This window comes from Amycolatopsis sp. NPDC057786 (genome assembly GCF_042797905.1).
In the GTDB taxonomy this organism is placed as follows: Bacteria; Actinomycetota; Actinomycetes; order Mycobacteriales; family Pseudonocardiaceae; genus Amycolatopsis.
The window spans coordinates 1-25,439 of the sequence record NZ_JBHVKW010000117.1; the positions used below are offsets into that span (position 1 = coordinate 1).

Consider the following 25,439-nt stretch of genomic DNA (forward strand, 5'->3'; position numbering starts at 1 on the left):
TTCCCTCTGTCGCAAGAGGAATGATCAACCAAGGGCTTCACCCATGATCAACCAGGGTGCCACCCGGCCGAACAGACGTTAAAACTCAAGCTAGGCGGTGTCCCGTAAGTCCTGTGGGTGGTCTCGGCACCCAGGTGGCGCGAACGTGGCTTTCGCGACACGCTTCGGCCGCACACGACCACTTGCACCGCCGATTTCCCGTGACCGATCGGACGACACGCGTGACTGGATGGACGACACGACGCGCGGCCGGGTTTCACCGCGAGTCGTCAGCCTGAGCACGCGTGTCGTCCATCCAGTCACGCGAAAACGCCACCGGCACATCGGCAGTAGGTAGCTGAGACACGGTTGGCTCTAAGCCGAAACGCCACTCACGACCAGGGCCGAAGGCTCCCATCACCGCATCGGACGCGACGAAGGGAGCCTTCACCTCGTCCGCCCCGCCCGCTGGCACGACACCGCCTTGACGGTGCGGCCCGGGTCGCGCGCTTTCATCTCCATGAAAGCGGGACGAAAGCCGGGTCCGCATCCTTCGTGGCACGCGAGTGGCCCACTCGAATCGTGGTCGACGAAGGGGAGCATCGATGTTGTTCACACGAAGGGTTCTTGCGGGATCGACAGCGGTCATCGCCGCCGTTCTCGGGCTCGGCCTGGCGACCGCCGGTCCCGCCGCGGCCGCTCAAGGTACTTGGAGGCCCTACGGGAACACGAACCCGATCACGTCCAGTGCCAGCGACTGGACGTGCGGAACGACGGTGACCGTCTCTGTCTCGGTGCTCGCGCAAGCCTGCATCGTGGTGACACCGAAGAGGGAACACATGCAGGGGGCGGTGATCGTGCGTAACAACCGGTCGAGCGCCTTCAGGACGACCGCGTCGGTGTCCTTGTTCAGGCCGTCCGGCCATCAGGTGATGGAGACCTGGAAGTGCGGGGAGTCCGGGGTGGGAGCGAATTCCTGGTCGGTGTGCTTCGGGACGACCATCCTCTACCCGGGCTCGACCCGCGCGGAGGGGACCGTGGACTACCGGGAGATTCCAGGTTCGCCGATGAGCGGAAGCTGAAGTGTCGCGGGCGTAACGCATATCCGCGTAGTCACTGGTGTCCCGGCCGTCGAGGCCGGGGCGCCGGTTTCTGCGTTGGAGCCGAAATTCCCGGATGGGGAAACCGTATCGCCGGTGTTCATTCATGCTGCCCTGAATCCGATTCGTGGACACATGTGAAGCCTTGTCGGGTGTTCGCCTGACAACCTGGGAAGTCCTTGCGCTGTAAGGTCTCCGGTCATGGTGGACGCCGGTCGAGTGGTCGCGAAAGACAAAAAAAGATCGCTTTCGGGGGAACCGGTCGGCGAATTCCGGCATCGGAGTCATGGATTTGCGGGACAGGTCCGGCCGGGGGGCGAGAATCATATGGTGACGGGGGCGTGAACATGACTGATGGATTCGGTGCGGTCTTCGATGAATTGCACCAGACGGCGAGCAGGATCACCGACGTCGTGTCGGTCGTCGACAGTCTGCCGTGGAATGGGCCGAGCGGGGACTACGGGAATTCCGACGTGCAGGCGGGCTGGGCTCTGTTCATCGAGAACGCGAAGGCCTATGTCGACGGGCTGCGGGGCAAAGCGAACGAACACGGCGACCTGATGCGCAGCGCCGCCGGCCGGTACCAGGTCTCGGACCAGGAGTCGGAACAGGCGATGGCCCGCATCGGTGGCCTGCTCGACGGTGCGGCCGGTGATCCGGCGGCGGGTGTGATCGGGTCCGCGGGCGCGGCCATCGGCCCGGCGATCGGTGGTGTGCTCGGTGGCGGCATCGCGGCGAGGCTCAACCCCTGACGTGTTCGGTGACGACGCGCGGTACGGCGTGGCAAAGGATTTTGAAGGGATGTACTGCTGATGGCGGTTCAGCTGGGGGAGACGACCGACCCGAGGGATCTGATCCCGGGCAGGCCGGAGTCGATCGCCGAAGACCTTCGCCATTTGGTGAGCAATATCGACCTGGTCGGCGGAGCGGGGGACGGTCTGCAAGGGATCGATCCCAGGGAGTGGAGCGGTGACGGCGCCAACGCCTTCCGCGACGCGTTCGGTGCCGCGGTACCGGACTGGTTCCGGGCCGTGGATTTCCTCGGCCGGAATGGTGAGAAGCTCGCCGACTTCGGCGACACCCTGACCTGGGCGCAGGGTGAGGCACAGCGCGCGATCGAACTGTTCACCGAGGCGCAGGCGGCGAGCAGGGCCGCGCTGGAGCAGTTCAACGGATTCGCGCGCCAAGCGGTGGAAGCAGGGCAGTCGATCGGGCTGTTCCAGGATCCCGGGGCGGCGCTCGCGCAGGAGGCCCAGTCGATCCTGGACGCCGCGCGGGAAGCGGTGGCTTCGACCGGTGGCTCGGTCGCGCAGGCGTTCGGGATGGGTGGTGACGGCGCTTCGCTCGCGACCACGGTGGGCAACTTCGCCGCGATGGCGTTCGGGATGGAGTCCGACGGCGAGGGCGGCTACTCGACGGACCTCCCCGGTGGCGGGGATTTCGGCGCCGACAACCGGCAGACGGAGCGGGTCTTCAACCCCGAGACCGGCGAGTACGAGGACGTGGACCCCGGGGGCTGGCAGCGAAACGGGATCAACAGCAGCTACGCCAACGAATTCGGCGACGCGGACGCGGACCTGGTGGACCTTCAGGCCATCGCCGAAGCCGCCGGCATCGATGTGACGGAGGTGGGCTGGGAACGCGAGGTGAGCGCGGCGCTGCGTGAGGGCAGCATCGACGGCGAGTTCGACAACGGCACGGTCTCCGGAAGCGGCGGAGTTTCGGGTTCGGTGCTCAGCGCCAGTGCCGGGGCGAGCGGGACCGCGAGCTGGCTCGGCGCGAGTGGTGCCGCCCATGCGGAGGCCTACCTGGCCCAGGGGCATGCCGAAGGCGAGCTGAACTTCGGCGAGCACGCGAGCGTTTCCGCCAGCGGAGACGCCTTCGTCGGCGCCGAGGCATCGGCCGAGGGGAACATCAGCTGGACCGGGGCGGAGGGCAGTGCCGAAGCCTTCGCCGGGGCCAAGGCCGGAGGTGACGTCAGCGCCGAGGCGGCAGGCCTCGGCGCCGGTGCCAACGGCGAGGTCTGGGTCGGAATCGGCGCGGAGGCCAGCGGACAGTTCGGCATGGGCGAAGACGGCAAGTTCCACATCGGCGCGTCGGTCGGTGCCGCGCTCGGCGTCGGTGGCAGTGCCGGTTTCGACGTGTCCGTCGATCCGGCCGAGGTCGCCGACACCGTCGCCGACGTGTCCGACGACGTCGCCGATGTCGCTTCGGACATGTCCGACGCCGCCGGCGACGCTTGGGGTGCGGTCAGTGACTGGATCTAGGATCGGCCGAATGCCCGTCCGGGAGACCACGGAGACGGAGACGACATGGTAGCCACACTTCCGGTGCCGATCGAGTTCTCGCTTCCCGCGGGATGGCTGTCGGCGCCGCCGAACGAGGTCGGCGCGGGTGACAGCGCCTTCGTGGCGCTGCATCCGCCCGCCAGCGCGGGATTCACCGCCAACATCACGATCACCGGTGAGATCCGGGAGTCGTACATCCCGCTCGCGCATGTCGCCGACGAGGCGCTGGAGACACTGCGCCGGTCGGATCCCGATGCGCGGCTGGGCAAGCGAAAGGAGTCCGGATCGCCGGAGAATCCGGGGCTGACCCAGTCCGTCCGGCTGTCGATGACGCTCGACGGTCGCCGCCTGGACGTCGTGCAACTGCAGGTCTTCCTCGGTATGTGGGACAAGCGCGACCCGCGCCGGCGGGCGGTGCTGCACATCGTGCTCAGCGCGCTCCCGGAGCAGTTCGACCAGGTCGCCGGCGACTTCCAGAAGTTCGTCTCGACCATCCGCCCGGAGGAAGGGGAGCACACACGATGAGCGAATACGCCAGGCGGTTGCTCGGCCGGATCGAGGCGATCGACAACGCGAACGCCGACAACCGCCGTCGCGCCGAGGCCTACCAGCGGATGGAGGGTGAACTGACGGCCGTCGAGGGCACCGCCAGTTCACCGGACGGGGTGGTCACGGTGGCCGCGAGCGCGGCGGGTGAGGTCACCCGTCTCACCTTCGGGGATCGTGCGCGCACCATCGAGCCGTCGGCCCTGTCGGTCACGGTCATGCACACGATCGCCGCGGCGCGGGCGGACGCGGTGCGACAGCAGGCCGAGGTGGTCCGTCGCGGCCTCGGTGACACCAGCCTGCTGGACAAGGTCCTCGACGCCGACCGCAAGTTGTTCGGTGACCGGCCGTCACCGGAGCCGGCTCCACCTCCAGCTCCGGACCGGAGCCGGCGGAGAAGGCGGGACGATGACGAATTCTTCGGGGAATTCCAGCTGTACCAGGGCGGCAAGCGCAGGTAAGCACCAGGGACGAAGCCCGGCAGATCGCTGAGCGGTCGAAGACGAGCTGACGAAGGGCCCCTCGGTGGCCGGAATCCATGGAGGTACCTAAGCCCTACCCGTCCGAACTCGTACGTCCTGAAGGGCTCCTTTGAGACTTCCAACGTCTCAAAGGAGCCCTTCACGACATTCCCACGACCGCGAAACTCTCGTGAGCGCGAGTACCTGAAGGCAACAGCGGACTGCGTCAGACGCGGGCCAGTTCGTCGTGGTAGTCGAAGGCCGGAGGCGGCGAAGGGACGGTTACGTTCCTTCGCCGCCACCGTTCGGGCTCGCCTACCTCAGGGGTTGATCCGGTTGTACGCCGGTTTCGGCCGCAGGTTCGAGTCGAACAGGCAGGCCGCGCCCTGGCCAGGGAACGTGTCCGGCACCCACGAGTGACGATCGGTGAAACCCCAGGTCGTGAACTCCACACAGCGCGCGACGGCGTGGCAGCCGTCCCAGAGCTGCTTGAAGTAGCTCGCCTGAGTGTTCAGCTTGGTGGTGTCGGCCGGCATCGGCACGCGGACGTCGGCTTCGGTGATGGCGACGTCGACGCCCAGCGCGGCGAAGCGGGCGAGATTCGCCTGATAGCCGCCGGGGAAGCCGTACTGCGTCGCGAGATGCGCCTGGAAACCGACGCCGTCGATCGGCACGCCTTGCTGCTTCAGCGTCCGCACCAGGTTGTACAGGGCATCGCTCTTCGCGTTGAGGCCTTCGGTGTTGTAGTCGTTGATGTACAGCTTGGCCGACGGATCCGCCGCCCGTGCCCACCGGAACGCGTCGGCGACGTAACCGTCGCCCAGTTTCTGCTGGAACACCGAGGAGCGACGGGTACCGTCGTCGTTGAACATCTCGTTCACGACGTCCCAAGCCCGGATTTTCCCCTGATAGCGGCCCATCGTGGTGGTTATATGCCGTTGCGTCACCGATCGCAGCTCGCCGGCGGCGAGGTTGTTCACCCAGCCGGGGAGCTGACTGTGCCAGACGAGCGTGTGACCGCGGACGGATTTGCCGTTCCGCTGGGCGTAGTCGACGATGGCGTCCGCGCCCGACCAGTTGTACTGGCCGCGGTTCGCCTCGACGACCCCCCATTTCATCTCGTTCTCCGGGGTGACGTTGTCGAATTCGCGGGTGAGCACCGAGCGGTAGTCGGCCTCGTTGGCCAGGTGGTTCGCCGCGACAGCGCTGCCGACATAGCGATTCGTGATGTCCTTCAGCGGACCGGCCGCCGAAGCGGATGGCGCGCTCCCAAGCACGACACCGGTCAAAGCGGCCAATGCGACGGTCATTCGTCTTACCGAAACAGTGTGCGTCATTGTCACTCCTGTTCTCAGAATGAGCGAGGATAGGTCGTGCGACTTATGAATTCCTCCAATCTCGGAAGGTTGCGAAACTAGCCCTTCACGGCTCCGGTCAGCCCACCTACGATGCGGCGTTCGGCGAGGACGAAGAACGCGAGCGCGGGGATCATCGACAGCGCGGTGAACGCGAGTACGCGTGCGGTGTCCTGGGAGTACTGGGATTGGAAGGTCGCCACCCCGAGCGGCAGCGTGAAGTTCGCGGAGTCGTTGAACACCAGCAGGGGCAGCAGGTAAAAGTTCCAGCTGGTCACGAAAGCGAGCACGGCGACGGTGGTCAGCGCGGGCGCGGACAGTGGCAGCAGGATCCGCCAGAAGAAGCCGAGCCTGCTCGCGCCGTCGAGTACGGCGGCGTCCTCGATCTCGCCGGGGATCGCCCGCATGAACGGCCGCAGGATCACGATGGTCACCGGGAGCGAGAACGCCGCTTCGGGGATCGCCACGCCCCAGAAGCTCTCCAGCATCCCCAGCTGCCGCAGCCACAGGTAGAGCGGCAAAGTCGCCACTCCGAGCGGGAACAACAGGCCGAGTGTGAACAAGGTGTAGAAACCCTCGCGGCCCTTGAAGGTGTAGCGGGACAAGGCATACGCGGCCATCGATCCCAGCGCGACGGTCAGCGTCGTGGCGATCACCGCGATCAGCGCGCTGTTTCCCAGAAAGGTCCAGAACGACGAGGAGCCGAGGATGGCCGCGTAGTTGTCCCAGACCCACGGGCCGGGCAGGCCGGCGGGCGAGGCGTTGATCTGCGCGGTGGTGCGGAAGCCGCCCAGTATCACGAACAGCAACGGCACCACGGTGATCCCGAGGACGGCGATCGCGGCGACGTAACCGATCGGTGTCCCGGCGCGGCGCATCAGTCCACCATCCTGGTCAGCGCGCCGTCGGTGTCCCGGCGCAACGCGAACCGCTGGTACAGCAACGCGAACACGAAACAGACCACGAACAGGATCACCGCGACCGCGCTGCCGAAACCGAATTCGTAGCGTTTGAACCCGTGGTCGACCAGGTACGTCGCCATGGTCGCCGACGAGTTGGCGGGTCCGCCGAGCGTCATGATCCACACGAGATCGAACAGCTGCAGTGAGCCGATCACCGACAGGAACACCCAGATCCGGATGGTCGGCCCCAACAGTGGCAGCACGACGTGCCGGGTGGTCTGCCAGGCCGACGCGCCGTCGAGCGCGGCCGCTTCCCGCAGTTCGGCGGGCACCCCCTGGAGCCCGGCGAGCAGCAGGATGATGCCGAAGCCGATGTACTTCCAGGTGATCACCGCGAACAGGGTGTAGAGCACGATCCCCGGGTCGGCGAGCCAGTGCTGGACCAGCCCGCCGAGGCCGACACCGCGCAGCGTCTGGTCCACGAAACCGTTCGGCTGCAGCATCAGCAGCCAGATCACCGCGGTGATCGCCTCCGACAGCACGTAGGGCGCGAACACCAGCGCCCGCAGCACCGCGCGGCCACGTAGCTTCCGGTTGAGCAGCAGCGCGAGCCCGATGGACAGCGGCAGCTGGACCACAAGGGACAGTCCCGCGATGATCAGGTTGTGCCCGATGGCGCCCTGGAACACCGAGCCGGACAGGGCGTCGGTGTAGTTGTCGAGACCGACGAAATCGTCGAGCGGGCCGAAACCGTTCCACTCGTAAAGGCTGTAGAACGCCGCGATCCCGATCGGGACCAGCACGAACCCGGCGAACAGCACCAGCGCCGGCCCGATCAGGAAGGTCAGTTCCAGCTTCTTGCGCACTCCCGGCGTCCGCGCCCGGACGGCGGGTGCGGACGGCCGCGCCGGCGTCCGCACCCGCGTGGCCATCGCCGTCACTTGTCGCCCGCCGCGGCCTTGTTCACCGCTTCGACGATGCCTTCCGGCGTGCCCTGTCCGGCGAAGAAGTTCGCGACGGCGTCGTTGAGCGCGGCCCCCACCGCGGTCGGGAACGCCTTGTCGAAGTACATCTGCACGTACGGGGCCTTCTGCCCGTAGTCGAAGACGGTCTTCAGCGACTCCGTCTTGAGGGATTTGGCCGCCGACGCGGTCATCGGCAGTCCGGCGCCTTTCGCCGCGAGCTGGTTCTGCACCGGTTCGCTGCCGAGGTACCGCAGGAAGTCCGCGCACGCCTTGGCCGCGCGGGTGGTGCAGGAGAAGCCGTCACCGCCGCCGAGCACCGCGGCGGGATCACCCTGGCCACCGGGGACCGACGGGAACGGGAACCACCCGACCTTCGAGTCGAGGTCCTTGTCCTCGGTGAGCGAGGACATCGTGCCGGGTTCCCAGTCACCCTGCAGTTCCATCGCCGCCTTGCCGTTGGCCACCAGCCCGGCCGAACTGCCCGCGCCCTGCTGGGCGGGAGTGCCGGTGAAGCCGGGCTGGAACGGCTGGGTCGCCAGGAACGCCTGCAGATCACGGCCCGCCTTGGTCCAGCACGGATCCTCGAGTTTCACCGCCTTGACCGACTGCTTCAGGATGTCCGCCGAGCACGCCCGCAGCGCGAAGTAGTTCCAATAGAACGCGTCCGGCCAGCGATCCTTGCCACCGACCGCGATCGGCGTGATCCCCGCCTGCTTGAGCTTGGCGACAGCGGTATTGAATTCGTCCAAAGTGGACGGCGGAGCCGTGACGCCCGCCTGTGCGAAAAGGTCCTTGCGATACCAGAAACCGACGAAGTGCTGCTCCCACGGGATCCCGTACTGCTTGCCGTCGACCTGCCAGCTCTCGGCGAGTTTGCCCACCGAGGAGAGCCAGTCCTTGGCCGCGTCGGTCAGGTCCGCGACCTTGCCCGAGGTGGCCTGCGACGCCAGCTCGCCGCCGCCCCAGGACTGGTAGACGTCCGGCGGCTCGTTCGACTGGAGGGCGAGCGGGACCTTGGTGGTGAACTCCTCGTTCTGCAGCGGCTGCCCTTTGATCGTCACCTCGGGATGGGCCTTCTGGTAGTCCGCGACCACCTGGGCCCAGATCGACTTGAGTGGATCCGTGGTGCCGTTGTGCCACCAGGTCAGGGTGACCGGTCCGCTGGGCTCGGCCGCGGGGTCGGCGCCCCCGGAGCAACCGGCGAGCGCGAGCGGGATGGCCGCCGCCAGCGCGGCGGCGGCGGCGGGGATTCGGCGGTTCGAAAGCATGGTGAGTCCACTCCTGACGACTTCGGCCGAGTAGGACGGGGCGTGACTGCGCCCGGACTGGCGATGAGTTTGCGCGCCTGAAATTCCGATGTCAATCGTTGTCGATAACGTTTTACATGGCTAGTCTGTGCTCATGCAGCCCAGTTCGAGGGTCACTATCCGTGACGTCGCGGCCCGCGCCGGCGTCTCCGTGGCCACGGTGTCCAAAGTGATCAACGACCGCTACGGCGTCGCCGCCGCGACGCTGGCCAAGGTCCGCGCGGTGATCGACGAACTCGGCTACGAGGCGAGCCTGGTCGCCCAGAGCCTGCGCAACCACAAGACGAACGTGATCGGGATCCTGGTCGCCGACCTCGAACCGTTCTCCACCGAGCTGCTCAAGGGAGCGGCGGACGCCATCCGCGGGACCGGCTACGAGCTCGTCGTCTACTCGGCGGGCGGCCGGACCGGTGATCCGTCAGGCTGGGAAAAACGTTATCTCTCAAGGCTTTCCGGCACGCTGGTCGACGGCGCGGTCCTGGTCACGCCGGTGGCCTCGCTGGAGGCCGTTCCCGGGACGCCGGTGGTCGCGGTCGACCCGCATACCGGCCCCTCGACGGTGCCCACCATCGATTCCGACAATCTGCGCGGCGCCCAGCTGGCGACCGAGCATCTGCTGGAGCTCGGCCACCGGCGGATCGGTTTCCTCGCCGGGCGGCCGGATCTCGAATCGGCCGAGCTGCGGAAGACCGGGTACCTGCGGGCGCTCACCGCGGCGGGCGTGCCGATCGACGAGGACCTGATCCGGCTCGGCGCCTACGATCCGGAGATCTCCGCCCGGTCCGCCCGCGAGCTGCTGACCGGGGAAGACCGGCCGACCGCGGTGTTCGCCGCCAACGACATCTCCGCGATCGCGACCGTCGGCGCGGCCGCGGAACTCGGCTTGTCCGTCCCGGACGACCTGTCGGTGGTCGGTTTCGACAACGTCCCCGAATCCGCGCTCTGCACCCCGCCGCTGACCACGGTGGACCAGCCCATCCGCGAAATGGGCCACCGCGCCATCACCCTCCTGATCTCGCTGATCAGCGGGGAACCCGAGAGAGAAACCCACATCACCCTGTCCACGGGTCTCGTGGTGCGCCGCTCGACGCGGGCACTCGGAGCCACGACGAAGGGCGGACGGCCTTGACCACCCAGCCCAGTGAGTCATCCCGGCCCTGGCAGGACACCACGGCGGATCCCGCCGACCGTGTCCGCGCGCTGATGGACCGGATGACCCCGCGGGAGAAGCTCGCCCAGCTCTACGGCGTCTGGGTCGGCATCGACTCCGGCGGCGAGATGGCGCCGCACCAGCACGACTTCGCCGACGCGGCACTGGACTGGGACGAACTGGTACGCCACGGGATCGGCCAGCTGACCAGGGTGTACGGCACCCGGCCCGTCGATCCGGTGATCGGCGCGCGCAGCCTGGCCCGCTCCCAGCGGGAGATCGTCGGAAGCGGCCGGTTCGGCATCCCGGCACTGGTCCACGAGGAGACGCTCACCGGACTCGCCGCCTGGAAGGCCACCGTCTACCCGTCGCCGCTGTGCTGGGGTGCGAGTTTCGACCCGGACCTCGTGTACCGCATGGGGGCGAGGATCGGTGGCACGATGCGACGGCTGGGTGTCCACCAAGGACTCGCGCCGGTGCTGGACGTCGCACGCGACCTGCGCTGGGGCCGGGTCGAGGAGACCATCGGCGAAGATCCGTATCTGGTCGGCACGATCGGCAGTGCCTACGTCGCGGGCCTGGAGTCGGCCGGGGTGATCGCGACGCTCAAGCATTTCGTCGGCTACTCGGCCTCACGGGCCGGTCGCAACCTCGCCCCGGTCTCGGTCGGGCCGAGGGAACTGGCCGATGTCCTGCTGCCGCCGTTCGAAATGGCGTTGCGCGCGGGCGCGAGGTCGGTGATGAACGCCTACACCGACAACGACGGCGTCCCCGCCGCGGCGGACGAATCGCTGCTGACCGGTCTGCTGCGCGATACCTACGGGTTCTCCGGGACCGTGGTCGCGGACTATTTTTCCGTGGCGTTCCTGCACAAACTCCACGGTGTCGCGGCCGATCGCGGTGCGGCCGCGGCGCAGGCGCTCACCGCCGGGATCGACGTGGAACTGCCCACCGTGGACTGCTACGGCGAGCCACTGCTCGCCGCGGTGGAACAGGGCGCGGTCGGCACCGCCGTCGTCGACCGCGCCCTCGAACGTGTGCTGCGGCAGAAATGCGAACTCGGCCTCCTCGACGAAGACTGGGCGCCGGAGGTACCGGACGAGATCGACCTCGACGACCAGGAATCCCGGGCACTGGCGCGGGAACTCGCCGAACGTTCGATCGTGCTGCTGCGGAACGACGGAGTGCTTCCGCTCGCGCCCTCCCGCAAACTGGCCGTCGTCGGGCCGCGGGCGGACGAACCCGGCGCGATGCTCGGCTGCTACTCGTTCCCGATGCACGTCGGCGTGCATCATCCGGAGGTGCCGTTCGGGGTTTCGGTTCCGACCGTGCTCGACGCGCTCGGCGAGGACCACGAGGTGACCTACGCGCTCGGCTGTCCGGTGCTGGGCGGTGAGGACACGGATATCGCCGAAGCCGTCGCCGCCGCCAAGGAGGCGGAAGTCTGCGTCGCCGTCCTCGGTGACCGCGCGGGTCTGTTCGGCGGCGGCACGTCGGGCGAGGGGTGCGACGCGCCGGACCTGAAGCTGCCGGGACGGCAGGAAGAACTCCTGGAAGCCCTGCTGGGGACCGGGACTCCCGTGGTCCTCGTCCTCCTGTGCGGGCGGCCGTACGAGCTCTCACGGCAGGCCGACCGGCTCGCGGCGATCGTCTGCGGGTTCTACCCTGGTGAAGAGGGAGCGGTAGCGCTCGCCGGTGTCCTCAAGGGACGGATCAATCCCTCCGGCAGGCTCCCGGTCGGGTTCCCCGGGGAGAAGGCGTCCCAGCCTTCGACGTACCTCACGGCGCCGCTCGGACGGCGCAGCGAGGTCAGCACGGTCGACCCGACACCGCTTTTCCCGTTCGGGCACGGGTTGTCCTATCTCGCCGCGACCTGGGACGAGGTGACAGCGAGCCCGTCGTGGCCGACGGACGGACACTGCCAGGTGCGGGTGACGCTGCGCAACGACGGCGACCGTGCCACGACGGAGGTCGTCCAGATCTATCTGCACGATCCGGTGGCCGAGGTCGCGAGGCCGGTCCAGCAGTTGATCGCGGCGAAACGGGTCGAACTCGCTCCGGGCGCGACGGAGGTGGTCGAGATCGGGCTGCACGCCGACCTGACCTCGTACACCGGGCGAGCGGGCACGCGGATCGTCGAGCCCGGTGACGTGGAACTGCGGGTCGGCACCTCCAGCGCGCGGATCGTCGCGACGCTTCCCCGCACGTTGACCGGCCGGCGGCGCGAGGTCGGTTTCGACCGCGTGCTGAGCCCGGAATTCGCCTGAGACGCCACCGGCACCGGTTGGCGGTCCGGCGGGACACGGCCGTCCGGCGGGATACTCCGCCAGCGGTACAGGAAGGCCGAAGGCTCCCTTCACCGCATCAGACGCGCTGAAGGGAGCCTTCGGCCCACCGCCGCTCCAGGCCCCGCCGCCGGCAGGACCTGGACCTCGGCTCATTCGAACAGCTGCACGTGCAGCGAGAACGCGGTCGCGATCTCCGCCTGAGCCCAGAACCGGTGATAGGTGAACGTCGGCGCGGGGCCACCGTCCAAATAGGACTTCACCTTCGGCCACTGCGGATCGTCCCGGTAGAACGACCGGATGGAGAGGAAGTCCGCCCCGGCACCGATGGCGTCGCCGTTGGGCATCTCGCCGGTCCAGCCCGGCGGCACGTACACACCTTCGCCGGTGGACGAGTCGTATTCGTCGTCGAACCGGTTGTAGTCCGCACGGGTCTCCGGGACCGCGATACCGATCGAGTCGGTATGCGCGAGCATCGCGTCGAGAAGGCCCTCGCCGACCGCCCGTGCTTGCGCGTTTCCGGACTTGGCGGCGTAGTTCAGCAGGATCTTCGCGTACGACGCCGCGATTCCGACGTCCTGGCTGTGGTTCAGCACCCGGACCCGGAGGTTCGCGTTACCGCCCGGCGACGACGGGTTCCACGTATCCGGCTTGCCGGTCCACTCCAGGTCGGAAGGGATCCGGAAGTTCCCGCCGGTGCCGACCGTCGTGTTCGCGATCGCCCACGGCACCCACTTGTCGAGGATGCGTTTCGCCCGTGCGTCGCCGGTCAGCTGGTACAGCGCGGCGACCCGTTCCAGACCCCACGCCTGGAACCCGAACCACCGGTTGGACGGCGGGTCGTGCCAGACGGGCTGAGGGTCGTAGTACATCCCGTAGAACGTCGGCGAACCCGCCGGGGGAGTGGCGTACTGCCCTTCCCAGCTGTTCGTCGCGCCGCCCGCGATGCCGCCGTCGGCGGATTGCAGCCACTGCAGGAATTCCAGCTGGCGGTCCAGGCTTTGCGCCCAGTCGGTCGCGCCGGTCGCCGAGATCGGCTTGAGCGCCGGGTCGTTGGCGAGCGCGTGCGCGGCGAGCGGGTTCTGGTAGCCCTGGTGCGCCGCGCCGTCACCGATGCGCCACGCCCAGCCCGCGGCCGTGTCGGTGGCGCCACCCCACGCGTAGTACCACGACATGAGGTAGTGCGAGCTGTTCTTTCCACTGCCCGCCGGGCAGGCGCTCGCGCCGACGCAGCCGCCGATCTTCTTGAAGTACTTGTCGAACATGGCGTACCGCAGGTAGTCGCCCAGCTTCGACGCCTTCTTCACGACGTCGGCCACGGCCGCGCCCTTGCCCTGCGCGGTCGCCCACTGGTTGGCGAGGTGCGCCACCTGGACGGCCCTGGCGTCGGCGTCGGGCGCGTTGGTGTACTTCCACTGCTTGGCGTAGCTCGCGTCCTTGGTGAACAGGTCGAGATACCCGTTCGGCCCGCCGTGCGCGAAGGTGTCGCAGGAAGGCTGCGGGATGGTTTCCCACACCGACTCGCTGGAACCCCGCTGGTAGCTGTTCATGTACGCGGGCGCGGTGGTGCCGTCACCACAGCGGCCGAACCCGTAGGTGTTGTCGACGTCCAGCAGCCAATGCATGCCGTAGACGTCCGAGGTGCCATAGGCGGCGCGCAGTTCGCCCGCGATCGGATCGGACCCGACCGGGACGTTGCCGTCCAGGACCGCCGGGTACCGGTCCATCCTCGGATGCTCCGGCGCGTAGGTCGCCGGGTCCGCCGCGTTGTACTTGTCGTTGGTCGGCTGGTCGGCGTGCGAGGGGATGATGAACTTCTCCATCGACGCCCACGCCTGGTTGAACGGAGCCCAGTCCCCTTCGAGCTGGCCGTACGCGGCTTCCAGCCACAGGTAGTAGCTGAACGCCTCGGACGTGGTCTGGTGACCGTGGTCCGGAGCCTCGACCAGCAGCGTCTCCACCGAGTGGTACGGCACGAGCAGGCCGTCGAAGTTCCGGAAGTAGCCGCTGTCCGAGTCCTTGATCTTGTGGTACTGCTCGAGGAAGGCTGCCCGGTAGTCCGACGCGGACGCGTCGATCTCCGCCACGTCGAGCGTGGCCGAGGTGAGGCCGGATCCGGTGATCGCGAACGCGGCGGAGGCGAGTGCGCCGCCGTTCGCGGCGGAGGCGATCGTCACCGGTTTCGCCGTGTTCCAGTCGTCCTGGTCGAAAGTGAGCGTCGCGGGGGTGGCCGAGAGATCGGTGCTGCCCGCCGTCCGTGCCACGGCGAGGGTGACCGGTCCCGCCGGCCGGACCGCCAGTTTCACGTCCACGCTCGCCGAACCGCCCTGCCGGACGCGGATCGTCGACGGGGTGGCGACGACCGCCGGAGCGGCCAGCACGCGTACCGCGACCGGTGTGGAGACCGTCGTCGCGCCGAGGTCGTCGATCGCCCGCGCGGTGACCGAGTACTCGCCCGGCGTCGCGCCGGTCCAGGTGTACTCGAACGGCGCGGTGGTGTCGGCGCCGAGCCGGGTGGTGCCCGCGTAGAACTCCACCGAGGACACCGATCCGTCGCTGTCGGCGGCGGTCGCCGCCAGGTCGATCGGCGAGGACGCGGCGAAGGCCGAGTTGTCGGCGGGCTTGGTCAGCCGCACCGTCGGACCCGCGTTCGGGCCGTCACAGCCGACGCCGTTGACCTTGAAGTCGACCGGTGCACGGTTCGCGGCCCCGCTCTTGGCGGCGTTGAAGCCGAAATGCACGGTCCCGCCGGGAGCGATGCCGCGTTGCCACTCCGCGCCCCGGACGCTCACCGCGCCGCCGGACTGGGTGTGCACGCCGTTCCACAGCTGGGTGATGCGCTGCCCGTCCGCGAACGTCCAGGTCAGGTTCCAGTCGGGAATGGCGTCCGCGCCCTCGTTGCGAACGGAGACGGTCGCGCCGAAGCCGGTGTCCCACTCGCTGCTGATCGCGTACGTCGTCGTGCAGGACACCTCGGCCGCCGCGGCCGTCGGTGCGACGCCAGTGGTGGCCGCCGCCGCGAGGGCCGCGGTGGCGGCCAACGTCGTGACAGGACGCGCTCTCGTCGGGCGCGCGAATGGTCGTGATCTCACAGATCCTCCTCGTGCGAGCGGATTTCCGGCAACCTCAAGAGGTGGAACCGGCCCGGGGCCACGTGGGCAGGCAACGGCCCCGAGCCGGAGTAACGGGATCGAGCCCTACTGGGAGCGCTCTCATGAGAGTAGCGGCGAATCGTCCGATTGGTAAGGGCGATCGGGGGAAAGTGTTGTGATCCGGCGGTTTTCCGGGTAGAGCAGAAAGACATGAGGCGACTCGCCACCACATTGTTGATCTACGCCGGAATACTCGTGGGCTGTTCGGGCCCGGCGCCGACGGCCACCGCCGGCGCCGAGGCGCTCGGCCCGAGACTGACCACAATGGACGATCTTGTCGACTGGATGGACGAGACCGCGGGGAACTGCGCCGATATCTCCCGTCGGGAGGTCGGAGAGCTGCGCGCTTTCGTCGGACCGGAGATCGCCGCACGTTTTCAGCCGCATGTGGACGAATGGGCGACCTGCCGGGTGTCCCCGGAATTCCCGGTCGTCGGTCTCCTCCTCTTCGACGGTGATGAGCAGCGGAGATTTCAGGAATCCTGGCATGCCGCGATGACGGCGGGCGAGATCGCCGATGGGCCGTCCTTCGCCTTCGGCAACGGATTCGCGATCTCCGCGGGATTTCTCGGGGTCGGGAGGCTGGGGCTGTACTATTTCCGGTGCGGTTCCGTTGATCCCCGGATCCATCAGGTGCCCGCGGACGTGGCGGGCTGTGTGTTCGCCAACCCGGAGCACGGTCACGGACACCACTGAAGCAGCCGCGTGCGCTGAAGGGCGCTTTCCCCGCATGTGATGCGGGGAAAGTCCCCTTCAGCCGCTACGGACTCGAGCAGGTGAGGGCCGGTGCGGCGACGCTCCCTGTCGTGTTGGCGCTGAGGCCGAACGAGCGGGTGCCGCCTGGCGGTAGTGATCCGTTCCAGCCGGCGTTGCCCACGGTGGCCAGGGTGCCGGTGCCGTCCATGGTGAGCGCGCCGTTCCAGACGCTGTTGATCGTCTGCCCCGCCGGAACGGTCCAGCCGACCCGCCAGCCGGACAACGTCGTCGTGCCCGGGTTGGTGACGGTCACTTCCGCTTGGTAGCCACCGTTCCACTCGCCGGTCGTCGCCCACGTCGCCGTGCACGCGCCGTTCGGCGGCCCGCCGGGATCGGGCGGATCGTCGACGACGCCGACACCGGTCACTTCGCCGTTGCCGCCGTCGAACACGACGTCGGAGCAACCGTAGAAGGTCTCGGCGCTGTCGGATCGCTTCCAGACCGAGTAGATGACGTGCTTGCCCGACTTGGCCGCCGGGAACCGGCCGGTCCATTCGTACCGTCCGTCGACGCTGCCGACGTTACCGATCACCTGCGGGTGATCGGCCGTGAGGAAGGGAACGTCCTCAAGGTCGTCCCAGCGCAGTTCCCGGCTCGGGTCGTACCCGTCTTTGGTCACGTACAGGTAGAACCAGCCAGGATGGGCGGCCCACGCGTTGTAGGAGAAACCGAACGACGCGCCCGCCGTCAAGTGCGTCATCGGCCAGTTCCCGGTGCGATCGAAACCCGCGAAGCTCGGGTTCCCGCCGGAGCAGAGCTTCCCGTCCGGGATGAACCCTCTCGTGCGGCCCGCGCCGTCCGAACGGAGCACGGAGAACCAGTTGTAGAGCGAGTTGTCCCCGCTCTGCCCGACGGCTCCCTTGCAGGCCGAGTTCTTCGGGACGATGTTTCCCTGCGGGGTCAGTCCGTCCTGCCAGCAGAAGAACGTTCTGCTACCCGGTTTCATCAGCGCGCCGTGTGCCGACGCCGGTGGAGCGTTCAGTGTCGCGGTCACGAGGCAGGCCACCATCGTGGTGACGACGGCAAGTACCGCGGTCATCGCCTTTCTGTGTCGCATGGCGCTTCCTTTCCGAAATGGTGGGAGCGCTCCCAGTGTGGGCACCTTAGCGCGGGCGGGACATCGAGGGAACAGGTCCGAACGAGTGAGGGCCGTTCGATATCGGTGATTTCCCGTAGTGGGCTTCCGTGTCGAGTCGTGCCGCGTTAGATTATGGGAGCGCTCCCAAAAATCGGACTCCGAAAGGATCACGTCGTGGTGATCACTGGTTGGCGTGTGCTGTTGTCTTCCGCGCTTTTCGCGGCCGTCGCCGTCGTTCCGGAGGCCTCGGCGGCGGAGGGGGCCGCCGAGTACGAGCGGATCGTGAACGGCGACTTCTCGGCAGGTGGTGCCGAGCCCTGGTGGGCCGGTGCGAATACCAGGGCGTCGGTGGCCGGCGGGGAGTATTGCGTCGATGTCACCGGCGGCACGGCCAACGGGTACGACGCCTTGTCCGGCCAGAACGGCGTGCCGTACGAGGCGGGTCAGTCCTACACGCTGAAGTTCGACGCGCGGGCGACCGTCGCGCAACCGCTGTCCGCGGTCGCGGGCGAGGCCGTCGATCCGTACCGGCAGATCGCGCGCACCGACGTGACCGTCACGCCTGTCAAGCAGACCTTCACGCTGACCTTTGAGTCCACTTTGGACTTCCCGGCGGCGGGCAACGGGCAGTTCGCGTTCTGGTTCGGCGGACAGTCGTTCGACAACACCGTCTGTGTCGACAATGTGTCGCTCGTCGGTGGCGTGCTACCGCCGCCGGGCGTGGAACCGGCCGGTCCGCTGCGGGTGAACCAGGTCGGTTACGTGCCCGGCCTGCCCAAACAGGCGAGCCTCGCGACCGGCTCGGCCACCCCGTTGCCCTGGACACTGCGGGACGGTGCGGGGGCGCCCGTCGCCACCGGCCGGACCACCCCGAAGGGCCACGACGCGGCGTCCGACGAAAACATCCATCTCATCGATTTCTCCGCCTATGAACGGCAGGGCAGCGGTTACCGGCTCGTCGTCGGAGACGCCGTGAGCCCGCCATTCGCTATCTCCGCGACCGTCATGACCGGGTTGCGGTACGACTCGCTCGCGTTCTTCTACCATCAGCGCAGCGGCACGCCGATCGAAGCGCGGTACGTGGGGGAGGAGTACGCGCGCCCGGCCGGACACGCGAACGTGGCACCGAATCAAGGGGACGACGACGTACCGTGCCGGGCGGGCCTGGACTGCGGGTACACCCTCGACGTGCGGGGTGGTTGGTACGACGCGGGCGACCACGGCAAGTACGTGGTGAACGGCGGAATCGCCGCGTGGCAGTTGCAGAACAGCTACGAGCGCGCCGTGCGGTTCGGGGACAAGGCGGCGCTCGGTGACGGCACCCTCGCCATCCCCGAACGCTCGAACGGTGTGCCGGACGTGCTCGACGAGGCACGCTGGGAGCTCGAATTCCTGCTGAGCATGCAGGTCCCGGACGGGCGCCCGCTGGCGGGGATGGCGCACCACAAGATCCACGACGAGCAGTGGACCGGTCTCCCGACCTTGCCGCACGAGGATGCCCAGCCGCGCAGGCTGTCCGCGCCGAGCACGGCGGCGACCTTGAATCTCGCGGCGGCGGCGGCGCAGGCCTCGCGGCTGTGGGCGCCCTACGACGCCGCCTTCGCGACCCGTGCGCTTTCCGCCGCGGAGAAGGCGTACGCGGCGGCGAAGGCGCACCCCGCCGTGATCGCCGACCCTGGCGACGGCACCGGCGGCGGCTCGTACAGCGATCCCACGGTGGCCGACGAGTTCTACTGGGCCGCGGCCGAGCTGTACGTGACCACGGGCCGGTATCGCGCGGACGTGACGGATTCACCGTTGTTCGGCGGAAAGAGTTTCAACCAACGGGGATTCGACTGGGGTGCCACAGGCGCGCTCGGTGACGTTTCCCTGGTGCTGACTCCGCGCGAGGTGTCCACGGACGTGATCAGGTCCGCGATCGTAGCGACCGCGGACGCGCATCTCGCGACCATGGCGTCCGCCGGGCATCCGGCGCCGTACCGGACCGGTGACGGCGGCTACGAGTGGGGATCGAACGGCCTGGTCGCCAACAACGGCATGGTGCTGGGCCTCGCTCACGACCTGACCCGAGCGGTGAAGTACCGGGACGGCGCGTTCGCCACGATGGACTATCTGCTGGGCCGCAACCCGGTCGGCTTCTCCTATGTCTCCGGGTGGGGCGACCGGCCGGTGCGCAACGTCCACCACCGGCACTGGGCGAACCAAGCGGATCCGTCGCTGCCGACCGCGCCACCCGGCGCGCTGTCGGGCGGGCCCAACAGCGCGTTGCAGGATCCGGTCGCGCAACGTCTGCTGCCCGGCTGCGCGCCGCAGCGGTGCTGGGTCGATCACATCGAGGCGTATTCGCTGAACGAGGTGACGGTCAACTGGAACTCGGCGTTCGCGTGGCTGTCGAACTGGGTGGCGGAACGCGTCCCGCCGCCGGCGACCGCGGCCGGCTGCCAGGTGACGTACCGGGCGTCGACGTGGCAGACCGGCCTGACCGCGGAGCTCACCGTGAAGAACACCGGCACGGCCGCGTGGAACGGCTGGACCGTGGCCTTCGCCTTCGGTGGTGCGGAACGGGTCACGCACGGATGGAGTGCCAAGTGGACGCAGAAGGATTCGGCCGTTCAGGCGGACAACGTTCCTTGGAACGCTCGTGTCGAGCCAGGGGCGTCGGTGACCGTCGGTTTCAACGCGGACAACACCGGCGCCCACCGATCGCCGACGCAGTTCACGGTCGGCGGCGAGCGGTGCACGCTCGGCTGAGTCTCGCGACGCCCCGGCCGTGTTCGTGTCGTCCGCTCGGCTACGAGACCTGACCCGCCGGGCGTTGTGAAAGCCACTTTCGCAACCTTCAACATTGCGAAAGTGGCTTTCGCAACCTCGGCCGTGACCAGGTAGGCACCTAAGACACCCTTCGTTATTGAGGGGTAAGTCAAACGTGTCGTGCTCGTGGGGCGGCGGAGGTGAAGGCTCCCTTCGTCGCATCCAATGCGGTGATGGGAGCCTTCGGCCCTTGCGAGAAGATGCGCAAGTGCCCGAATCGGGCACCTCGACCTGCGAAAGTGTCCCTTGTGGACAGTTGGCATAGCCCTGGTCTCGCAACCTCGTTGTCCCGGTGCCACCGCGGCCACTTCGGCGGCCGCCGCTCACGAGCTGGCGAGTCAGCTTGCCGAGGCCGGGTTCAAGCGGCTCCGGACCGAGATGCTCGACCTCGACCCGCCGGCGGCGTGCGTCGTCGGGCACGTGGCGCCAGCCGATGATGCCGTCCAGCCATGACTCCGTTGCAGGACAAGGACGACAGCTTCTTTACATACCCTACGGGGGTAATGTTAGTGTGGAGTCGCGACGGCGAAGGAATCGTCGCGAAACTAGTTGTCGAACCGAAGGGCGAGAGCTGATGGACACCACCGTGTACGCGGTCAAGGGCATGACCTGCTCGGGTTGCATGAACAAGGTGACGGCGGCGGTGAACGGTGTCGCCGGGGTCAGTGAGGTGGACGCGGATATCGCGACCGGCGAAGTGACCGTCGTGAGCGAGGGGCCGGTCGACGCGCAGCTGGTGCGATCCGCGGTCAAGGAGGCGGGCTACGAGGTGGTCGGCTGACGTCGATGGCCGAGGAGACCGGAACTGAACCGCCTGTCGTCATCAAGGTCGTGAACAACGGGCCGTATCAGGTGAAAGGGCCCGTCCGGCTGGTCGACCACGACGGCGGGGAATACGAACTGACCGGACGCACCCACCTGCTGTGCCGGTGCGGGCATTCGGCGAACAAGCCGTTCTGCGACGGCGCCCATGTCCGGACCGGGTTCACGGCGACCAGGGCGGAATGAGAAGCGGGCGGGTGACGTGAGGTCACCCGCCCGCTCGTTGTGTCGAAGGGGTCAGGAGCGCACCAGGCGTGCGATCGCTTCGGAGGCTTCGCGGATCTTCCGGTCCGCCTCGGTGCCGCCTTTCGCGGCGGCTTCCATGACGCAGCCCGCCATGTGCCGCTCGAGGAGTTCGAGGGAGAACGACCGCAGGGCGCGGGTCGCCGCGGACACCTGGGTCAGGACGTCGATGCAGTACTTGTCCTCTTCGACCATCTTCTGCAGGCCCCGGATCTGCCCCTCGACGCGTCGTAGACGTTTGAGCTGGCTCGCCTTGTCGGCGTCGTGATCGACCACGGTCACTCCTCGAGTCGGGATTCCGCGTACGTCCCGATCATGCCCGGTCGGGAGCCGCGCGCGCAGGCAGGGTTCGAGGTTTCCGGAAGGCGACGCCGGCGTGGCATACGTCACGGGGGTATGCCAGTTGCCCTACCCCCCTAGGGTATGTAGAGTCGTCGTCAGGAGGTCGAGATGCACGGATACACGCAAGGCAAGGACGAATACCTGACCCGGCTGCGGCGGATCGAGGGTCAGATCCGGGGGCTGCACCGAATGGTCGAAGAGGACAAGTACTGCATCGACATCCTCACGCAGGTGTCCGCGGCCACGAAGGCGTTGCAGTCGGTGTCACTGGGGCTGATGGACGAACACCTCAGGCACTGCGTGTCCGACGCCATCGCCAAGGGCGGCACCGAAGCCGACGAAAAGATCAAAGAGGCGAGCGACGTCATCGCCCGCCTCGTCCGTTCCTGAAACCACGCGACGAATCCGGAGGAGAAGAACGATGAGCGAGACCACCTACACCGTCACCGGTATGACCTGCGACCACTGCGTCCGGTCGGTCACCGAAGAGGTCGGCAAGATCGCGGGCGTCACCGGCGTCCTGGTGGATCTGCCCACCGGCGCGGTGACCGTGACCAGCTCCCAGGAACCCGAGGTCGCGGATGTCCGTGCGGCCGTCGAAGAAGCCGGATACGAGCTGACCGCCTGATTCGCGGTTCGCTCCCGATCGCGGGCACCGCCCGCACAAGGGACTCGAGATGAACACAGTTGCGAAGCTCTCCGCCTACGGTGTGGCGCTTGCCCTGGTCGCCGGTGGCGCCTGGGTCGCAGGCACCGCTGTCGGTCCTTTCGCCGGCGCGGCCGGCCTGCCCGGTGGCGAGGACGCCGGGCATGGGGACGCTCACAGCGGCACCGTCGCGGAGGCGGCGCCGACCGACGAGCCCGGCGGGCTCGCGTCGTCCAGGGGCGGCTACACCCTCACGCCCACCACCACGACGCTCACCGCGGGCACGACCCAACCCTTCTCCTTCAGGATTCTCGGCCCGGACGGCAAGCCCGTCACCGTTTACGACGTCGAACACGAGAAGCGGATGCACCTCATCGTCGTCCGCCGTGACACGGCCGGTTTCCAGCACGTGCATCCCGAACTCGGCCCCGACGGCGTGTGGAGTGTCCCGCTGGCCCTTCCCCAGGCCGGCAGCTACCGCGTCTTCGCCGATTTCAAGCCGACGGGCGGCTCGGCCTCGACACTCGGTGTCGACATCGCCACCGCCGGAGATTTCCAACCCGCCGAGTACCAGCCGTCGCGCGTCGCGGACGTCGACGGCTACCAGGTCCGCCTGGACGGCGACCTGACGCCGGGCAAGTCGTCGAAGGTGACCTTGACGGTGACCAAGGACGGCCGCGAGGTGACCGATCTGCAGCCGTACCTGGGCGCTTACGGGCACTTGGTGGCGTTGCGCGGCGGCGACCTCGCCTACCTGCACGTCCACCCGGACGGCGAGCCCGGTGACGGCCGCACGAAGCCCGGCCCCACGGTGACCTTCTTCGCCGAAGTCCCGTCGAACGGCACTTACCGGCTGTTCCTGGACTTCCAGCACCAGGGCAAGGTCCGCACCGCGGAGTTCACCGTCGCCACCACGGGCACACCCGCCCCGGCCCCTTCGAAGACCCAGACCCAAACCCCACCCCCGGCGGCCGACGACGGACACGGCGGACACGGCTGACCGCGAGCCGGAAAGGAGCGACCACGATGACTTCCGATCTGGACCAGGCCACCACGGCTGAGGTCGAACTCGCGATCACCGGGATGACCTGCGCGTCGTGCGCGATGCGCATCGAGAAGAAGCTGAACAAGCTGGACGGCGTCACCGCCACGGTCAATTACGCGACCGAGAAGGCGAAGGTCACCTACAGCGGGGACATCGAACCCCAGCGGCTGATCGAGCAGGTGGAGGCGGCCGGATACGCGGCCGCGCTGCCCGCTCCACCGAAGCAGGAGCAGGCGGACGGGCCGGCCGAAGAGGCCGACCCGATCGCCCCGCTGCGGCAGCGGCTGATCGGTTCCACGGTGCTGTCGGTGCCGGTGATCCTGCTGGCGATGGTGCCCGCGTTCCAGTTCACCTACTGGCAGTGGATCTCGCTGACGCTGGCCGCGCCGGTGCTGGTGTGGGCGGCGTGGCCGTTCCACAAGGCGGCGTGGGCGAACCTGCGCCACGGCGCCGCCACCATGGACACGCTGATCTCGATGGGCACGCTGGCGGCGTTCCTGTGGTCGCTGTACGCGTTGCTGTTCGGCAGCGCGGGAACGCCGGGGATGACGCACGCCTTCGAGCTGACCGTGGAGCGGATGGCCGGTGACGGCAACATCTATCTCGAGGTCGCGGCCGGGGTGACGACGTTCATCCTCGCCGGCCGGTACTTCGAGGCGCGGTCCAAGCGCCGGGCCGGAGCCGCGCTGCGAGCGCTGCTGGAGCTCGGGGCGAAGGAGGTCGCCGTCCTGCGGAACGGCAAGGAAGAGCGGATCCCGGTCGATCAGCTGACTGTCGGCGACCTGTTCGTCGTGCGGCCGGGGGAGAAGATCGCCACCGATGGCGTGATCACCGAAGGCAGCTCCGCCGTCGACGCGAGCATGCTGACCGGCGAGAGCGTCCCCGTCGAGGTCGGGCCCGGCGACGCCGTGGTCGGCGCGACGGTCAACGCGGGCGGCAGGCTCGTCGTCCGTGCGACCCGGGTCGGCGCGGACACGCAGCTGGCGCAGATGGCGAAGCTCGTCGAAGACGCGCAGACCGGCAAGGCGCAGGTCCAGCGGCTGGCCGACCGCGTGTCGGGTGTGTTCGTGCCGATCGTGATCGCGCTCGCCGTCGGCACGCTGATGTTCTGGCTCGGGGCCGGTGGTTCGGTCGCGGCGGCGTTCACCGCGGCGGTCGCCGTGCTGATCATCGCCTGCCCCTGCGCGCTGGGGCTGGCGACGCCGACCGCGCTGCTCGTGGGCACCGGACGGGGCGCGCAGCTCGGGATCCTGATCAAGGGCCCGGAGGTGCTGGAGTCCACCCGATCGGTCGACACGGTCGTCCTCGACAAGACCGGCACCGTGACCACCGGGCAGATGTCGCTGGTGGCCGTCCACGTCGCCGACGGCGTCGACGAGGAGACGACGCTGCGCTTGGCGGGCGCGCTGGAGAACGCGTCGGAGCACCCGATCGCGCAGGCCATCGCTCGCGCGGCACGGGAGCGGGTGGGCGAGCTCCCCGCCGTCGAGGAGTTCACCAACGTCGAAGGTCTCGGTGTGCAAGGGATCGTCGACGGCAAGGCGGTACTGGCCGGCCGCAGCGCGCTGCTGGAGGAGTGGGCGCACCACCTGCCGGAGGCTCTCGCCGAGGCGAAGGCCGCCGAAGAGAAGGACGGCCGGACCGCGATCGTGGTCGGCTGGGACGGGAAGGCCCGCGCCGTCCTCGTCGTCGCCGACACGGTGAAACCGACGTCGGCCGAAGCCATCACGCAACTGCGGGCGCTCGGGCTGACGCCGGTCCTGCTCACCGGGGACAACGAGGCCGTGGCCCGCGCGGTGGCCGCGGAGGTCGGGATCACCGAGGTGATCGCGGAGGTCCTGCCCAAGGACAAGGTCGACGTGGTCAAGCGGCTCCAGGCCGAGGGCAAGGTGGTCGCGATGGCGGGCGACGGCGTCAACGACGCGGCCGCGCTGGCACAGGCCGACCTCGGCCTGGCCATGGGCACCGGCACGGACGTCGCCATCGAGGCGTCGGATCTCACCCTCGTCCGCGGTGACCTGCGGGCGGCGGTGGACGCGATCCGGCTCTCCCGGCGGACCCTGCGCACCATCAAGGGCAACCTGTTCTGGGCCTTCGCCTACAACGTCGCTGCGCTGCCACTGGCCGCGGCGGGGCTGCTCAACCCGATGATCGCCGGCGCCGCGATGGCGTTCAGCTCGGTCTTCGTGGTCACGAACAGCCTGCG

At 68.4% G+C, this 25,439-nt stretch carries 23 protein-coding genes; 16 read left to right on the top strand and 7 right to left on the bottom strand.

Annotation, left to right across the window (positions count from 1 at the left end):
* Positions 1 to 97 precede the first annotated feature (97 nt).
* The 6 genes from ACFVM3_RS36535 (at position 98) to ACFVM3_RS36560 (ending at position 4,374) form a co-directional block, all read left to right on the top strand.
* Complete coding sequence (locus ACFVM3_RS36535) at positions 98 to 337, top strand: H-X9-DG-CTERM domain-containing protein (protein WP_378444440.1); 240 nt, start codon at positions 98 to 100, stop codon at positions 335 to 337.
* A gap of 418 nt (positions 338 to 755) precedes the next feature.
* Positions 756 to 1,061, top strand: coding sequence for a hypothetical protein (locus ACFVM3_RS36540; RefSeq protein ID WP_378444441.1), 306 nt, complete (start codon positions 756 to 758; stop codon positions 1,059 to 1,061).
* 365 nt (positions 1,062 to 1,426) lie between these two features.
* Complete coding sequence (locus tag ACFVM3_RS36545; RefSeq protein ID WP_378444442.1) at positions 1,427 to 1,831, top strand: hypothetical protein; 405 nt, start codon at positions 1,427 to 1,429, stop codon at positions 1,829 to 1,831.
* A 60-nt stretch (positions 1,832 to 1,891) separates the two neighbouring features.
* The gene (locus ACFVM3_RS36550; RefSeq protein ID WP_378444443.1) at positions 1,892 to 3,346 is read left to right on the top strand and encodes a putative T7SS-secreted protein; all 1,455 of its coding nucleotides are present in this window, start codon (positions 1,892 to 1,894) and stop codon (positions 3,344 to 3,346) included.
* 45 nt (positions 3,347 to 3,391) lie between these two features.
* On the top strand, positions 3,392 to 3,892 hold the full coding sequence (locus ACFVM3_RS36555) for a hypothetical protein (protein ID WP_378444444.1): 501 nt from the start codon (positions 3,392 to 3,394) through the stop codon (positions 3,890 to 3,892).
* A complete protein-coding gene (locus tag ACFVM3_RS36560) occupies positions 3,889 to 4,374 on the top strand; it encodes a YbaB/EbfC family nucleoid-associated protein (RefSeq protein WP_378444445.1) in 486 nt (161 codons plus the stop codon). Before ACFVM3_RS36555 ends, ACFVM3_RS36560 begins: the two co-directional genes overlap by 4 nt.
* Before the next feature lie 320 nt (positions 4,375 to 4,694).
* On the opposite strand, the gene ACFVM3_RS36565 is transcribed toward ACFVM3_RS36560, so the two are convergent.
* From ACFVM3_RS36565 to ACFVM3_RS36580, 4 genes are all read right to left on the bottom strand, one after another.
* Positions 4,695 to 5,684, bottom strand: coding sequence for an endo-1,4-beta-xylanase (locus ACFVM3_RS36565; RefSeq protein WP_378444446.1), 990 nt, complete (start codon positions 5,682 to 5,684; stop codon positions 4,695 to 4,697).
* A gap of 104 nt (positions 5,685 to 5,788) precedes the next feature.
* Complete coding sequence (locus tag ACFVM3_RS36570; RefSeq protein ID WP_378444447.1) at positions 5,789 to 6,607, bottom strand: carbohydrate ABC transporter permease; 819 nt, start codon at positions 6,605 to 6,607, stop codon at positions 5,789 to 5,791.
* Positions 6,607 to 7,563: a carbohydrate ABC transporter permease gene (locus ACFVM3_RS36575; protein ID WP_378444448.1), complete on the bottom strand. Its 957-nt coding sequence runs from the start codon at positions 7,561 to 7,563 to the stop codon at positions 6,607 to 6,609. The genes ACFVM3_RS36570 and ACFVM3_RS36575 overlap by 1 nt, the downstream gene beginning before the upstream one ends.
* Positions 7,564 to 7,568: 5 nt before the next feature.
* Complete coding sequence (locus ACFVM3_RS36580; RefSeq protein ID WP_378444449.1) at positions 7,569 to 8,864, bottom strand: ABC transporter substrate-binding protein; 1,296 nt, start codon at positions 8,862 to 8,864, stop codon at positions 7,569 to 7,571.
* Between the two features lie 133 nt (positions 8,865 to 8,997).
* Between ACFVM3_RS36580 and ACFVM3_RS36585 the strand changes: the two genes are divergently transcribed.
* Together ACFVM3_RS36585 and ACFVM3_RS36590 are read left to right on the top strand one after the other, a co-directional pair.
* Positions 8,998 to 10,032: a LacI family DNA-binding transcriptional regulator gene (locus ACFVM3_RS36585; protein WP_378444450.1), complete on the top strand. Its 1,035-nt coding sequence runs from the start codon at positions 8,998 to 9,000 to the stop codon at positions 10,030 to 10,032.
* Positions 10,029 to 12,320 carry a beta-glucosidase gene (locus ACFVM3_RS36590; RefSeq protein WP_378444451.1) on the top strand — a complete coding sequence of 764 codons (2,292 nt, stop codon included), beginning with the start codon at positions 10,029 to 10,031 and terminating at the stop codon, positions 12,318 to 12,320. The genes ACFVM3_RS36585 and ACFVM3_RS36590 overlap by 4 nt, the downstream gene beginning before the upstream one ends.
* Before the next feature lie 170 nt (positions 12,321 to 12,490).
* Here the strand turns inward: ACFVM3_RS36590 and ACFVM3_RS36595 are convergent, their stop codons facing one another.
* Positions 12,491 to 15,379, bottom strand: coding sequence for a glycoside hydrolase family 48 protein (locus ACFVM3_RS36595; protein ID WP_378444452.1), 2,889 nt, complete (start codon positions 15,377 to 15,379; stop codon positions 12,491 to 12,493).
* A gap of 261 nt (positions 15,380 to 15,640) precedes the next feature.
* On the opposite strand from ACFVM3_RS36595, the gene ACFVM3_RS36600 reads away from it, so the two are divergent.
* Positions 15,641 to 16,186, top strand: coding sequence for a hypothetical protein (locus ACFVM3_RS36600; protein WP_378444453.1), 546 nt, complete (start codon positions 15,641 to 15,643; stop codon positions 16,184 to 16,186).
* Between the two features lie 64 nt (positions 16,187 to 16,250).
* Here ACFVM3_RS36600 and ACFVM3_RS36605 read toward each other — a convergent pair whose 3' ends face one another.
* A complete protein-coding gene (locus ACFVM3_RS36605; RefSeq protein WP_378444454.1) occupies positions 16,251 to 17,303 on the bottom strand; it encodes a lytic polysaccharide monooxygenase in 1,053 nt (350 codons plus the stop codon).
* A gap of 195 nt (positions 17,304 to 17,498) precedes the next feature.
* Here ACFVM3_RS36605 and ACFVM3_RS36610 point away from each other — a divergent pair, with 195 nt between their 5' ends.
* The 3 genes from ACFVM3_RS36610 (at position 17,499) to ACFVM3_RS36620 (ending at position 21,143) form a co-directional block, all read left to right on the top strand.
* Positions 17,499 to 20,075, top strand: a complete 2,577-nt coding sequence (locus tag ACFVM3_RS36610; protein ID WP_378444455.1) for a glycoside hydrolase family 9 protein — start codon at positions 17,499 to 17,501, stop codon at positions 20,073 to 20,075.
* A 634-nt stretch (positions 20,076 to 20,709) separates the two neighbouring features.
* Positions 20,710 to 20,916: a heavy-metal-associated domain-containing protein gene (locus tag ACFVM3_RS36615; protein WP_378444456.1), complete on the top strand. Its 207-nt coding sequence runs from the start codon at positions 20,710 to 20,712 to the stop codon at positions 20,914 to 20,916.
* A 5-nt stretch (positions 20,917 to 20,921) separates the two neighbouring features.
* Positions 20,922 to 21,143 (top strand): CDGSH iron-sulfur domain-containing protein, encoded by a 222-nt coding sequence (locus tag ACFVM3_RS36620; protein ID WP_378444457.1) that lies wholly within the window; start codon positions 20,922 to 20,924, stop codon positions 21,141 to 21,143.
* Between the two features lie 51 nt (positions 21,144 to 21,194).
* Here the strand turns inward: ACFVM3_RS36620 and ACFVM3_RS36625 are convergent, their stop codons facing one another.
* Positions 21,195 to 21,476 carry a metal-sensitive transcriptional regulator gene (locus ACFVM3_RS36625; protein ID WP_378444458.1) on the bottom strand — a complete coding sequence of 94 codons (282 nt, stop codon included), beginning with the start codon at positions 21,474 to 21,476 and terminating at the stop codon, positions 21,195 to 21,197.
* A gap of 174 nt (positions 21,477 to 21,650) precedes the next feature.
* Here ACFVM3_RS36625 and ACFVM3_RS36630 point away from each other — a divergent pair, with 174 nt between their 5' ends.
* The 4 genes from ACFVM3_RS36630 to ACFVM3_RS36645 all read left to right on the top strand — a co-directional run.
* A complete protein-coding gene (locus ACFVM3_RS36630; RefSeq protein ID WP_378444459.1) occupies positions 21,651 to 21,932 on the top strand; it encodes a metal-sensitive transcriptional regulator in 282 nt (93 codons plus the stop codon).
* 31 nt (positions 21,933 to 21,963) lie between these two features.
* Positions 21,964 to 22,170 carry a heavy-metal-associated domain-containing protein gene (locus ACFVM3_RS36635; RefSeq protein ID WP_378444460.1) on the top strand — a complete coding sequence of 69 codons (207 nt, stop codon included), beginning with the start codon at positions 21,964 to 21,966 and terminating at the stop codon, positions 22,168 to 22,170.
* Positions 22,171 to 22,219: 49 nt separating this feature from the next.
* Positions 22,220 to 23,188 (top strand): hypothetical protein, encoded by a 969-nt coding sequence (locus ACFVM3_RS36640; protein WP_378444461.1) that lies wholly within the window; start codon positions 22,220 to 22,222, stop codon positions 23,186 to 23,188.
* 26 nt (positions 23,189 to 23,214) lie between these two features.
* On the top strand, positions 23,215 to 25,439 hold a 2,225-nt coding region (locus ACFVM3_RS36645), incomplete at its 3' end, for a heavy metal translocating P-type ATPase (protein ID WP_378444462.1).